Origin of the sequence: Yoonia tamlensis (genome assembly GCF_900115105.1) — a bacterium.
Lineage (GTDB): Bacteria > Pseudomonadota > Alphaproteobacteria > Rhodobacterales > Rhodobacteraceae > Yoonia > Yoonia tamlensis.
In genome coordinates this window covers 526,983-540,496 of sequence record NZ_FOYP01000002.1, presented here as the reverse complement: position 1 = coordinate 540,496, position 13,514 = coordinate 526,983, and the positions used below count along the sequence as shown (strand labels likewise).

At 57.8% G+C, this 13,514-nt stretch carries 11 protein-coding genes; 5 read left to right on the top strand and 6 right to left on the bottom strand.

The features are described from left to right. Positions 1-6: 6 nt before the first annotated feature. Positions 7-918 carry a thioredoxin family protein gene (locus BM320_RS14485; protein WP_090201443.1) on the bottom strand — a complete coding sequence of 304 codons (912 nt, stop codon included), beginning with the start codon at positions 916-918 and terminating at the stop codon, positions 7-9. A gap of 106 nt (positions 919-1,024) precedes the next feature. Here BM320_RS14485 and BM320_RS14480 point away from each other — a divergent pair, with 106 nt between their 5' ends. Further along, positions 1,025-1,654 (top strand): GDSL-type esterase/lipase family protein, encoded by a 630-nt coding sequence (locus tag BM320_RS14480; protein ID WP_090201441.1) that lies wholly within the window; start codon positions 1,025-1,027, stop codon positions 1,652-1,654. Further along, complete coding sequence (locus tag BM320_RS14475; protein WP_090201440.1) at positions 1,651-2,085, top strand: NUDIX hydrolase; 435 nt, start codon at positions 1,651-1,653, stop codon at positions 2,083-2,085. Before BM320_RS14480 ends, BM320_RS14475 begins: the two co-directional genes overlap by 4 nt. Here BM320_RS14475 and BM320_RS14470 read toward each other — a convergent pair. Then, positions 2,052-2,768, bottom strand: coding sequence for a phosphodiester glycosidase family protein (locus tag BM320_RS14470; RefSeq protein ID WP_090201438.1), 717 nt, complete (start codon positions 2,766-2,768; stop codon positions 2,052-2,054). The two genes, BM320_RS14475 and BM320_RS14470, sit on opposite strands and share 34 nt — an antisense overlap. After that, positions 2,768-3,163: a 30S ribosome-binding factor RbfA gene (gene rbfA, locus BM320_RS14465; protein ID WP_090201590.1), complete on the bottom strand. Its 396-nt coding sequence runs from the start codon at positions 3,161-3,163 to the stop codon at positions 2,768-2,770. Before rbfA ends, BM320_RS14470 begins: the two co-directional genes overlap by 1 nt. A 96-nt stretch (positions 3,164-3,259) precedes the next feature. Here rbfA and dapB point away from each other — a divergent pair, with 96 nt between their 5' ends. Beyond that, positions 3,260-4,069, top strand: a complete 810-nt coding sequence (gene dapB, locus BM320_RS14460) for a 4-hydroxy-tetrahydrodipicolinate reductase (protein ID WP_090201436.1) — start codon at positions 3,260-3,262, stop codon at positions 4,067-4,069. 94 nt (positions 4,070-4,163) lie between these two features. Here the strand turns inward: dapB and BM320_RS14455 are convergent, their stop codons facing one another. Continuing rightward, a complete protein-coding gene (locus BM320_RS14455; protein ID WP_090201434.1) occupies positions 4,164-4,526 on the bottom strand; it encodes a MerR family transcriptional regulator in 363 nt (120 codons plus the stop codon). A 106-nt stretch (positions 4,527-4,632) separates the two neighbouring features. Here BM320_RS14455 and BM320_RS14450 point away from each other — a divergent pair, with 106 nt between their 5' ends. After that, the gene (locus BM320_RS14450; RefSeq protein WP_090201432.1) at positions 4,633-5,718 is read left to right on the top strand and encodes an NAD(P)/FAD-dependent oxidoreductase; all 1,086 of its coding nucleotides are present in this window, start codon (positions 4,633-4,635) and stop codon (positions 5,716-5,718) included. A gap of 447 nt (positions 5,719-6,165) precedes the next feature. After that, on the top strand, positions 6,166-7,356 hold the full coding sequence (locus BM320_RS14445) for a leucine-rich repeat domain-containing protein (protein WP_090201430.1): 1,191 nt from the start codon (positions 6,166-6,168) through the stop codon (positions 7,354-7,356). A gap of 55 nt (positions 7,357-7,411) precedes the next feature. Here the strand turns inward: BM320_RS14445 and BM320_RS14440 are convergent, their stop codons facing one another. Further along, positions 7,412-11,665: a translocation/assembly module TamB domain-containing protein gene (locus tag BM320_RS14440; protein WP_242651067.1), complete on the bottom strand. Its 4,254-nt coding sequence runs from the start codon at positions 11,663-11,665 to the stop codon at positions 7,412-7,414. Beyond that, positions 11,662-13,437, bottom strand: coding sequence for an autotransporter assembly complex protein TamA (locus BM320_RS14435; RefSeq protein WP_242651066.1), 1,776 nt, complete (start codon positions 13,435-13,437; stop codon positions 11,662-11,664). Before BM320_RS14435 ends, BM320_RS14440 begins: the two co-directional genes overlap by 4 nt. Positions 13,438-13,514 lie beyond the last annotated feature (77 nt).

Genomic DNA, 13,514 nt, shown 5'->3' with positions numbered 1-13,514 from the left:
CCGCGATTATGCAAATATCAATGACGACAATTTGCGCCGTCCGTTCAAGACAATCGGATCTTTTGCCTCGCGGGCATCAAAAATCTTGAATAATTGCGCCTTGGCGGCCCCATCATTCCATTCGCGGTCGCGGCGGAACAATTCCAGCAGCTGATCAACTGCGCCTTCAACATCGCCATTGGCATGGAGCGCAATCGCCAGATCCAACCGTGCCTGATGGTTTGCAGGGTCTGCTTCAACCACCGCCTGCAGTTCTGCCACAGGCCCCGCATTTGCGGCCTCGCGGGCAAGGGTGATCTGCGCGTGCACAGCTTCGAGCAGCGGATCGGTCGAGATTTCGGCAGGCGCGCCGTTCAGGATCGCTTCGGCTTGATCAATGTCATCGAGCGCAAGATATGACCGCGTCAGCCCCGCATAGGCAGGCGCGCTGTTGGGTTCCTCTTGCAAAATGGCGGCAAAGGTTTCAGCCGCATCCGCAACCGCACCTTCGGCCAGCATCTGCTCGGCGGCTTCAATTGCGGCCGATAGCCCTTCGGCCTCAGGGTCGCCAGCGAGCGCTGCGATTTTTTCGACAAAGGCGTTGATCTCTGACGGCGGCAGCGCGCCTTGGAACCCGTCAACGGGGCGGCCCTGATAGAATGCATATACGGTCGGGATCGACTGCACCTGCAATTGACCAGCATAGGCCTGATTGGCGTCAACGTCGATTTTCACCAGTTTGACCCGCCCGCCGGCCTTTGTCACGGCCGCCTCGATTGCGGGGCCAAGCGTTTTGCACGGGCCGCACCATGGCGCCCAGAAATCCACGATCACGGGAACGGTTTGTGATGCCTCGATCACATCTGCGGCAAATGACGCATCTGTGGCGTCCTTGATCAGATCAGCGGGGGCTTGCGGGGCAGCGTTCAATTCCAGCATGGCCTGTCTCCTTGTTCAAATTCCCCGCATATATGTGCGTTCTGGCGCGCAAGTCCAAGAGGCAATGACACTTTACCGCAGTGCAATGCCCAACTAGCGTGGCGGCATGACAAAAACATTGATGACATTCGGCGATAGCAACACCCACGGCACCCCGCCAATCGAAAAACGCGGGACCTATGCGCGTTATGGCGTTGGCGTTCGCTGGCCGACCGTGACTTATGCGGCATTGGGGGCCGGCTGGGACATGGTCGAAGAAGGCCTGCCCGGCCGCACAACGGCCCATGCCGACCCGCTGATGGGCCCACATATGGACGGGCAATTGGGCTTGCGCATCGCATTGCAAAGCCACGGGCCGATTGATCTGCTGACCATTATGCTGGGCACCAATGACCTTAAGGCGCATTTCGGACTGACCCCTGAAGGGATCACCGCAGGGGTGGCCGGATTGCTGGCCATTGCCCATTGTGACGAATACCAGACACGGCACGGCGGGTTTGAGGTCATGTTGATTTGCCCGCCATTGGCCTTGGAGCAAGGGCCGCTTTCAGATGTGTATTACGGAGCCGCTGCGAAATCAGCCGCGCTTGCCCCGCTCTATGCAGGGCTTGCACGGCATTGGCGCGCAAAGTTTCTGGACGCTGGCCAGCACATCAGCCCCAGCCAGACAGACGGTGTGCATTTTGAGCCTGACGCGCATGTCACGCTTGGGCGCGCTGTCGCGGCGGCGATATGACCCCTCGTTTGGCAGCGATTGCGGTTGTATTGCACGAAGGCAAGGTGCTGCTGGCACAACGCAAGAACCCGCCCGACGCAGGGCTGTGGGGATTTGCGGGCGGTCATGTGAATTTGGGTGAAACGGCGATGGAAGCCGCCGCGCGCGAATTGCTTGAGGAAACAGGGGTGGTCGCAACGCCTGATCGCTATCTGACAAACCTCGATATCATTGTGCGTGACGTTGACGGGGAAATCGCGCACCATTTTTTATTGGCGGCGGTGCTTTGTCACTATGTTTCGGGCGCGCCGGTCGCGTCTGACGATGTCAGCGATGCGCGCTGGTTTTCAATCCAAGACATCGCGACCCTGAACACCAGCGCAAATGTTACTGACGTGATCGCGCTGGCACAGGCCGCCTATTCGACAACGCCGACAATCGGGCCAAGCTGAAACCCGAAATCGGACCGGCGCAGGTCTGTCGCATAAAGCCGCGATATTTTACCGTCAAAATATAGCGCATTGGGGGTTTTTAGCACGTCACGGAAAAAGCTGCCGAATTCATGAAACGTCACAGCATTATTCGAAATTGCAAAAATGGCCCGCGCGCCGTCTGCGCTCGTGCCGACCCCGTTGCGGATATAGCGCGATGTGCTGTCGATCAGGAAACGGGGGTGTAACGCCCCCGCAATCACAAGCATCGGGCCGGATTGGGTCGCGTCGCGGCAGCTTGGGGAAAGTTCAAGAAAGCGAAGCGTCTCGTAAACCTGCGCAGACCCGTCATTGATGCAAAACACGCCATTGGGCAGTAGCCCGAAATTACCCGGACCGGCATTCGGGACCACACGCATTTCGGCGATACCGTTTTCGACATAATGTCCGACAGGTGCGCGATCATCATGATACATGCCTGCGTTCATCGCAAAGACAAGGGTCTTGTCTGCAACAAAATCGTCGACAGCGGCAAAGCTGCCCAAGATCGCGCCATTATCATCGCGCAAGAACAAGCGCAGGTCTTCGGCGGTCACGTCGACTTCGCAAGTGGTATAGCTGTTTCCGGCATGTTCGACATCCGCGCAGGTCACCGCGCCCGCAGGCACCGCATAGCATAGCATAGCAACCGCAAGCGCGCGCATTAGTCGTCGATGTCCTGACGCACATGATCTTCCGCCAAAAGCGCGCGGGTCGCGTCCATCTGGTCAAAAGTGCCGTCGATTTCAAACCGCAATTCGGGCGCGAATTTCATCGTGCCGCCTTTGACCACCAAATGGCGGATTTCATAGCGGTTGCGCCGCATCGCAGCGAGCGCCTCTTCCTTGCCGTCGCCTCCCAACGGCAGGATAAACGCGGTCGCAATGCTTAGGTCCGGAGACATCCGGACTTCGCCCACGGTGATGGACATGCGGTTGAGTTCAGGATCATGCACGTCGCCGCGCTGCAGGACCTCGGAAAGGATTCGGCGAAACTGTTCGCCCACGCGCAACATACGTTGTGTGGGTGCCTTGCCGTCGCGATTTGATTTCTTAGCCATGCCCCACATTTAGGCGCGTTTGACGCCAATGCCAAGCAAGGCTTTGCACCGGCGGCATTCCCCCGCTAAGAGAGGGTAATCGCGAAGGAACAGACCATGACACAGACACCCGGCATCGTCATTACAGGCGGATCAGGCGCAATGGGCCAGATGTTGATCAAAACCGTATTGGAATCAGACAAATGCCATCTGGCAGGGGTTGTTGACCGTGCGGGGCATGACTGGATCGGGCGCGATATCGGCACCGCAATGGGTGGTGCTGCGGTTGGCGTGACTGTGACAGATAACGCAGCGGAAGCGTTTGCAGGTGCGCAGGCCGTGATCGATTTTTCGGCGCCTGTGGCAAGTGTTGCCTTTGCCGCCCTCGCTGCCAAAGCCGGAATTGTGCATGTGGTCGGCACGACCGGACTGGCCGATGAAGACATCACCGCGATCAACGCCGCCGCGCGCGATACAGTCGTTGTGCGGGCGGGCAATATGTCGCTTGGCGTGAACCTGCTGGTCAAACTGACCCAGAAAGTTGCCGCAGCGCTCGACGAAGATTTTGATATCGAGATTATCGAGGCCCACCACCACCGCAAGGTCGATGCCCCGTCAGGCACCGCGCTGATGCTGGGCGAAGCCGCCGCCGAAGGGCGTGGTGTCGTGCTCAATGACGTGCGCGACAGCGGGCGCGACGGGATCACAGGGGCGCGCAAACGTGGCGACATCGGGTTCAGCGCCATCCGTGGCGGCGATATTGTGGGCGAACATGATGTGATGTTCGCAGCCCCCGGCGAACGGATCGTGCTGCGCCACATTGCAACCGACCGTGCGATATTCGCACGCGGCGCATTGAAGGCCGCGCTGTGGGGGCAAGGCAAGACACCCGGCGCCTATGACATGATGGATGTTCTGGGGCTGTAGCGCAGGCGTTGGTCTAGCGCGTGCAATGCGATTGCTTAACGATTTGGCAATCTCGCGGGACTATTCTTCTGTTCGTCTACTGATTTTATATGTCTTAGGTTTCATTCATCCCCTTACGCACCCTTTCGAGTGCGGCATCAAGAAACGTAATCACATTTTCGATCTGCAATGTCCGTTCTTTAAGTTCGTCAATTTTGGCAACCAGAACATTTTCAGCCTGCGAAGGATCGCAACTGTCAAAAAACGCATTCATCAATTCGCGCAGGTCGGCGATTGAAATGCCAGCCGATCTGGCGCCGGTGACAAACTGCAACTGCAACAAAACATCATCGCCATATTCGCGATAGTTATTGGTCTCGCTTTGACTCGCCGTTGACGTAATTAACCCGTTTTTCTCGTACAGCCGAATAGTGTCGCGGCTAAGGCCGGATTTTTCGGAAAGCTCTCCTATTTTCATCACTCACTCCAAAACCGTGGACCGTGGTCTATTGTTTTTTGTTTCAAGTTCACTTATGTAATATCCCGAATCGAATTGCAACCAAAGACACCGGACAGGACAGCACATGCCACATAGAATTGCGATTATTGGGGGCGGCTACGTTGGCATCGAACTTGCCAAGTCACTCGAAAACATTGCCGAAGTCACATTGATCGAACAAAACAGCCACTTTGTGCATGCGCCCGCGATGGTGCGCGCCGTCGTTGATCCCTCGATCCTTGCGCGCGCGCTCATCCCTTATGACACGCTGTTGCAACGTGGCCGTATCGTGCGCGCGGTTGCGCAATCCGTCTCTGAAACCGGTGTGACGCTTGCATCCGGCGAAGAAATCGCTGCCGACCATATTATTGTCGCGACGGGGTCACATAATGCGGTGCCGTTCAAATCCAATGGCGGGGACATCGAAAGGTTGCGGGCGGCAAATGCACGGGTTCACGACCAACTTGTTGCGGCAAAGACCGTGGCCATTGTTGGCGCAGGCGCCGTGGGCACAGAGCTGGCAGGTGAAATTGCCCATGCCTTCCCCGAAAAATCCGTTCATCTGGTTTCAAGCGAATCCGATCTTTTCCCACAACATCCGGCCAAGCTGGGGCGCGCATTGACCGCAAAGTTGCAGGCATCCGGCGTTTCGCTGACATTTGGCGTGCGCGCGCAAAACCTGCAAAGCCTGACAGAACCCTTTGCAGGGACCTTGTCGCTTTCCAATGGCACCGAAATTGCGTCCGATCTGGTTTTTCCCGTCATCGGCAGCAAAGCATCGTCGTCATTGTTGCAATCGCTGCCAGGCGCGCAGTTGGGCCAGGCCGAACGGATCAAAACAGACGCTTGGATGCGCCCTTCACAGCTGCGCAATGTCTTTGCCGCAGGCGACGTGGCAGAGGCGGGCGATGCAATGACAATCGTCAGCGCGAGCCGTCAGATTTCTTGGCTCAAAAAGACACTAAAGGCCGTGATCGCGGGCAAAAACCTCGAAGACCTCAAACCCTATACCCCATGGGGCCCCAAGGCGCCGTTCCTTGTACCACTGGGACCAAAAATCGGGAATTCCTTTCTTGGGGCCTTCACCGCAGGCGATTTTCTAACACGGAAATTGAAAGGCACGGATTTGTTCCTTTCCAAATACAACAAACTCTTGGGTCGCGACGCGTGATCTAGGTCATCAATGGCGTTGAAAACGATCCGGTCTTTGATCGCCTAGGTCAGAGACCGGATCGTTTTGGCTTAATGGTCGCTGGCCACCCTGCTTGCCCCCCAATTTGCTGGACGCAGCCGCCGTCAAAGGGCGTGGAATTAGGCGACGAGCGCGACAGCGGGCGCCTATGACATGATGGATGTTCTGGGGCTGTAGTGCTGGGCTCATAAAATGGCCAAACCATGCGACACAGCCCCTAGCCAAAAATAGCGCGCGTCATATGCAAAGACCCGCTATGCGGGTCAACCCGACCATATGTTGTTGAATTACCAATTTGTGGATTTGGCCTGTCTGAACATTCGGAGCGTCATTTTCTGCAACCTAGGATAGGTTTATCCTCGACATCTGGTTCAAACTTCGACTTGATCTGCAACTGCCACCCTAACAACACCAACGGGTATAAAATTGACCAACTTGAAATCGATATTGTTTGCAACTTTTTGCCTCGCCCAGCAGGCTGCAGCCGAAACCGAAAGCTGCGTACAAATTGGCTCTCAGTGCCAAGAACGTTCACGCCAAAGCCTATTCATCAGAAATGCGGTGGATCTTGCGGCATTGAACGACATCGCAAATGCACCTTGGCTTACTGTCGTTAGCATTTCAGGGCACGAAGATTATGCTGGCGAAATCGATCTCAGCTTTGTTGCGCACCTTCCCGAATTAGAAAGCTTGAGTTTAGATGAACTTGGGCCTATCGACGCGCAGGCAATTCAAAGCAACTCATTGTCATCGCTGAACCTGACGAATAGCCAACCCAACGACTACGTGTTTGTTGCCGCACTCGAAAATTTGCAAAATCTGCACCTCAACAACGCACTGGACAGGCTTGCATCCCTTCCATTGGATGGACTGAACAGCCTAACCGGACTTGCAATTATTAACTCGGAAATAGCATCTATTGCGGGCATTGAGCGGCTTGAAAACCTGAATAGGTTGGCCATCACAAACACGGCCGTTTCTGATCTTGCGCCACTTAGCGGTCTAAACCTAACCCATGTGACCTTAGCGAGCGATAAAATCGAGGATCTATCTCCGCTCGGGAACAGTACTGAAATCACGCATCTTGTCATCAAAGGCTCGGGCATCACTTCGCTCGACGGCCTTTCACTTGGCCCATCCCTCGTTCATATTGACGGTTCCGAAAGTGAACTGAGCGACATTTCAGCAATGCAAACCGCAACGAATGTCGAACGCGCCCTATTTGAAAATGCGAACATCACCGACGTTATGTCCCTCGCTGGGAAATCGCATCTCCAACAAGTGGACCTTCGGAAGAACCCGGTTTCCGATCTGTCGGCGTTTGGGATTGGGGCATTTCCAAACCTCACAATACTCGACCTCAGCGATACGCTAGTCTTTGATTTGTCACCTTTGCACAATCTTACCAGTGTTGAGAGACTTTCCTTATCCCGTATTCCAGCAACAGACCTGACCCCTCTTGCCGGAATGGCCAGCGTAGAAGCTCTGTGGCTAAACGACACTCCGGCGGATGATCTATCGCCCTTACTGAATATGCCTGCGCTTGAAGGGTTCATTGTTGATGATCAGCAGTTCGTCACGAAAGAAAATCTGCCCGCATACATGGAAACAAGATAGAGTTTTACGCGTATGCTGAGGCACGATCACATATCTGGCCGACAATGTTTGCCTCTTAATAATCCCGCTCAAAGAACACACCCACACTGGTTTCACCGTCTTGGTCAACGCTACCTTTGGCCGTTATTTCATTGGTGATATCAAGGTTCAGGTTAATTTCCGTGCTGCCGTCGCTGGTGATGGTGACATCTGTATAGACGTTATCGCTCAGGTATTTGCCCGCGCGCACAGCGGCATTGCCTTCGTCGTCGGTCGTCACATCAAAATCATCAAGCCCAATGTTTTGCCGCAACCGGTCCACGGCCCCACCGCCCTTGCCCGCAAGCGTGCTGACCGCTGCCGCAAGCTGCACGGCTTGCAACGGGCTGATGCTTTGCAGATCGCGGCCGAAAATGAGCTGCGACAGGACCTCGTCTTGGGGCAGTTCGGGGATCGATTCAAACGTGACCTCGGGTGCACCAGCGGGCCCTTCGACGATGATGTTGATTGTGGTGCCGCTGGCGGTTTGCGTGGTTGCGACCAGCCGCAGGAACGGGGAAAAATCCCCCTGCATTGTCGCGCTGCCTTCGGTCAGATCAAACCGCTGCTGCAAAATATCAATCCGCCCGCGCACCAGTTCAAACCGCCCGACTGGCACGACATTTGCGGTGGTGCCGCCAATCGTCAGCTGCCCGCCCAGTTCCGCATCAAGCCCGCGCCCGCGGATAAATATCCGTGAAGGCGCATCAATCACGATATTGAGCGGATAGGCGCGTTTTGACCCGCTGCCGCCACTGGTTTCATCGGCCTGTCCGACACCCGCACGCTGCATCGTCTGGCGCACCGCAGCGCCCGCATTCAGATGCACCACATCGGGCAGATCGCCGAGCGACGAAATGCTGGACGACGGCACCTGAATATCGGTCTGCCCAAGCGTCAGCCGTCCGTCAATCCGCGCGCCACCGCCAAGCGGGCCGTTCATCGTGATTTGCCCGTTCACAATTGTCGCATACAATTCAGGGTCTTGCTGCACAACGTCATTGAACAAAAGCGTCAGATCGGCCTGCCTTGCACCCGTTAAGGCAACCGGTCCGCGGATCGCCAGACTGCCGCCGCCTTCGACGCCTGCGCGCAGGTCGATTTGCGCGCCTGTACCTGTCAGGTTGATTTGCCCGCCAATATCCGACAGCGCCTGTTTGAATGTCGGTGCCGTCAGCCGCCCGTCGGCAAAGGTCACGCGGCCGCTGACCGATGTCAGCGCTGGCGGTCCGTTCACGTCGATATCAAAATTCGCAGTGCCGCTAAGCCGCCGTGGCTCGATCGCCGCATTGGCAAGCGCAAGCGGCGCGGCCCCGTCGATACGCAGGGCCATTTGCAACGACTGGTTGACCGTTCCGCTGATGTTTGCCTGCAATCCACCTGGGCCTGTGCCTGTGGCATCAATGCCCCAGTTGCCCGCCTCATCAAGCGAGGCCGATCCGGTTGCGCGCACTGGCCCGCTGATCTGGTCGGTCAAAACGCCAACATCACGCAAACTGGCGTTAAAGCGCCCCTGCCCGTGCCCCGCCGCGCCGTTCAACGCGCCAACGATAGACAACTGCGGGGTCGATAATTCCAACGTGCGCACGCCCAAGATACCATCCGCCAAGCCGATCGTTGCATTCACACGGCCGACGCCTGCAATCAACGGATCAAGGCTCGGATTTGAAAGCTGCAGGTCCTGACTGCGCGCAGAGATTTGCAGGTCAAAGCGGCTCAGATCCGGCAGGATGTCACCGGATGCGGTAAACGCGACCTGCCCCGAAACAGACCGGCCCACCAGTCCGGCATAGGCGGCGATATCTGTCAGTTCGCCCGTCAGTTCGCCCGCAATCGGGTAGCCCTGCGCAGCCGTGCCAATCGCCGCATCAAGGCCAAGCGTTGCGCCTGGCCCCGATAGCCGCACCTGGGTTTGCGTTGTCGCATCCGGACCCGGAGTCGCGGTCACACTGGCCGCAATCGGGCCGGACAGGCTCGGGTCCAGCAGGCCCGCGTCAAAGACCCGCAGATCGATATCCGCCTGAGTTGCGCCGCCATTGTCGATTGTCGCGGCACCGCGCAGTGCCAGCGCGGGCGTTGTGACAGCGATATCCGACAGCGAAAGCTGTCCGTCAGCAGGGCGCGCAACAGAAACCGCAACCTGTCCCGCCCCTGCCAAAAGCGGATCAATTCGCGCATTCCCGATTTGCAGGTCGGTCGTCTCAGCCGCAATATCAACGTCAAAGCGGCTGCCGTCGCCCAGCAACACACCATGCGCCGTGACTTCGGCACGCCCTGCAACGGGTTGTCCGGCCAAATCCGCATAGCGCGACAAATCGGTCACCACCGCGGTGATCGCGGCGTTGATCGTCTGACCTTGGGATGCGGGGTTCAGCGTTGCATCGGCCTGAAAACTTGCCGCAGGGCCAGTGCCATTCACCGATATTTCTGTCGTGCCGCTGTGCGTGCGGGCGATATCCCCGCGCAAGGACACAGGTCCGGTCAGATCGGGCAGGATCACCGCGACGTCTGGCAACAGCGCGGTGAACTGCGCCTTGGCCCCCGCGTTGGTCAAATCGGCACTTGCCGTTACGGCTGCGGCGCTTGTCTCGATTTGCAGATTTTCAAGCCGCGTGCCTGTCGTGTCGCGCAGAACACGGGCCGCTATTGTGCCAACACCGGCCAGCACGGCATCTGCCTGCGCATTACCAATCGATAGCCCGTTGGTTTGCCCCGCAAGCGTGATGTCAAACAGCCCGTCCAAAGGTGTCATCGCGGCTTGCAAATCAAGCGCGGTATCGCCGCCCAGCGCCTGACCGGTCAGGGTCGAAAACCGGTCAAGACCCGTCACCGCAACCCGCGCGTTCGCTTGTGTTTCAAACCCTGTGCGCGGCCCGTCTATGATTGCATTTGCATCAATATCGATCCCCGCGCCGTGCAGCGTTAGCTGGGTGATTTCGGTCGGTTCTTCTTCCGTCCGGTTTGCAGTGAATACGCCCGCAATACTATCACCAAGCGCGCGCGCTGCCCCCGCATCGTCAAGCGACAGCCCCGTTGCGCCATAGGCAAGATTGGCAGTGAACTGCCCGATCTGATCGCCTTCGCCGGATTTGAGGATACCGCCGCCACGCAAGTGCAGCGTTTCGATCCGCAGTCCGGGGCGGTCAAATCCGGTGGTCGTGATATCGGCCCGCCAGTCATCGGCAAGCTGCGCATCATAGCTGACCACAATTTGCGCGCCATTCACAAAGGTCTTGGGCCCCGTAAGCGGCAACAGTACCGGCGCATCGCCGACAGGGGTTATCGCGCCTGTCAGGTCGATCATTTCCGGCCAGCCCTGTGCACCGATCTGCATCGCCCCGGTCAGCGATACGCGGCCTGCGTCAATTGTGATGGCCGGAATATCAATCCGGCCCGTGTCCGACAGAACTGCCGCCGCAGAAAGCTGCGCGTCAGTGCCAAAAAATCCTTGGTATTCGGGGTTGAACAGCGGCGAAATATCCCCGCCCACATCCAATGAAATCCGGCGTTCGCCCGCCGCATTGCGCAGCGCGAACCCGCCGTTCAGCCTGTCCTGACCGTCGGTGGCAATCGCAATTGAGGCCGCGAAATCGTCGATCGGGGCGGTCCCTGTGACCCCCAGTTTGATCGCCGGACGGCCCGGCAGATCAAGCATGCGCGCGGCAATCCCGTCGGCGCCCTCTTCTAGGTTCAATAGCAGGTCAAGCACCTGCGTTTCATTGGAATAACCGCCGTTGATTTCAAACACGCCGGATTTTGCGCCCAGCCGCGTCGCGACAATCTTGGCTGTACCTTCACCGCCGCCCAATGCGGCCTCGCCCGTGAGGCTGACCGAGATTTCTTCGCCCAAAAACGCATCGCCAAGGATGATTTCGTCGATATCCAACTGGCCAAGCGTGATCGAAACAGGCAGTTCCGGCAGGGCAAAGGGGGTTGCCTCGGCGCTGGGGCCGGCGGCATCTTCGGACAGGGGCGGACGCGCGACGATAATGCGCGCCGCGCTTAATTCCTGCACCTCGATCGCGCCGCGCAACAGGGCACTGCGGCTCCAGATCAGGACGATATCTTCGAGCGTCAGCCAAACCCCTTGGGCATCGGCCACCGTCAGCACATCAATTGTCGCGTTCGAACTTAGCGCGCCTGCGAACCCTATGATATTCACATCACGGCTGACGCCTGAAAGATTTTCCTCGATCAGATTGGTAAGGTAACCTTTGTCCTCGTCCGCTTGGGTCTGCGCATAGGCACACAGCGGCGCAAAAAGGCAAAAAAGCGCAAAAATATGTCTCAAAACGCTTGTCCAATCCCGATATAGACCTGCACATCCTGGCCTGCGTCATCGCCGCTGGCCTGTGTCGCGATGTCAAGCCGGATCGGCCCGATCCCCGTGTCATAGCGCAGGCCCACGCCCGCACCTGCATGCCAGTCACCTGTTTCGAACGGCAGCGCGGTATCGCCGACCTGACCGATGTCATAGAACCCGACCAAGGCGATTTTTTCGCGAATGTTATAACGCGCCTCAAGCTGTGCGCCGGCAAATGACGTGCCCCCTGACGTCACAAATTCACTGCCATTCCATGTCTCGATGCCCAGTGATTTATAAGGCTGGCCGCGTACCGTGCCACCGCCGCCCGAATAGAAAAGATAGTCGGCAGGGGCTTGGGTTACGTCGGCTCCCGCAACGCTGCCCAACTGCAACCGCGCGGCAAGCGTCAGATCCTGATCCTCGCCAAAGCTAAGATATCCACGCGCATCACCATAAATGCGCGCGCCGTTCAGATCATCGCCAAGGCTGATGAACGGGGTCGCAGAAACATCAATATAAAAGCCGGATTTTGCGTTCGTGTCGCTGTCACGCCTGTCATAGGTCGCATCAAGCGGCAGGGTAAAAAGCGTATAGTCGCGCGTGCCGAATTCCGTCTCTTCGCGCGCGGTCAAAAGGCCAACCCCCGCACGTACGGTCAGATCGTCGCTCAGCATCCGCGAAAAGCCGGTTTCAATCGCAAACTTATCGGTCAGGTAATCCGGCTCGTCCTCGCGCGATAGTTCCGAGGTGATAAAGAAATCCGTATCCGGTCCATAACTTGCAGGTCTGTTGAAACTGGCGCGCAAACTGTAATCCGTGCCCCCCGTTTCGCCGTTGATGCCAGCAACTTCGCCGTCGACGCGCAGCCGTTCGGCACCGCCAAGCAGGTTGCGGTGCAGCCAGAAAGACGACACCGTCAGCCCTTCGATGGAAGATACCTCGAGCCCGAAGCCGAAGCGGCGCGGTTTGGATTCGTCGAGCTGCACCGTCATCGGCAGGATGTTTCCGGCAATCAGATCGTCGGCTTGGGTCATCGCAACGCTGTCGAACGCGCCTGTGCGGCGCAACCTGCGTTCAGCCGCTGCAATTTCGGCGGGCGCATAAGTATCGCCCGTTGGCAGCCCTGCAATTTGCACGATACGCGCCTGCCGCACGTCTTGGTTGCCCGTCACCGCCAGATCGCCAAAGCGCACCAGCGGCCCGGCATCCAGCGCGATTGCAACATCGAGTTTCTCGTCGGCGTGGCGCGCGGTTATCCGCTGCGATGTGACGGCGGCCATCGCATGGCCCTGATCGCGCCAGCTGTCGATCCCGCCGGCCACGGCCGCCGCAATTTCACCCGAACGCGCAGGTTGGCGCGGGCCCAAATCCTGCGGCAATTCCGCGCCCGCAGGCAAAGGCGCAATTGCCACATCGCCAAAGGTAAATCTTGGACCAGGCACAACGTTGATCACGACCTGCGAAATCTGTGCGGGCGCTGCAAGCGGCGCGATATTTGCGGCCTCGACCCCGTCCACCGTGATTGAAATCTGCCCCCCGTAATAGCCTTGGGCATAGAGCGCGGTCAAAAGCCTGCGGTAATCCGCGCGGGCGGCGGCGATATAATCTTGGGGGGCGGCTGTATCATCAAGCGCACGCAGCAAGGACGCATCATGCAAAGCCCCGCGCGCGTGGTCGCTGTTCAACTGCACCTCTTGGGCGGTCGCGCCTGATGTCGCGCACATAAAACCCATAATGAGCCATTTTGATCTGATCACGCGCGCACCTATTCCGATTTTGAAACAATAGTAACCAAGCGCGCAGGGCTTGGCCATTCACATAAACGCCACTTTAG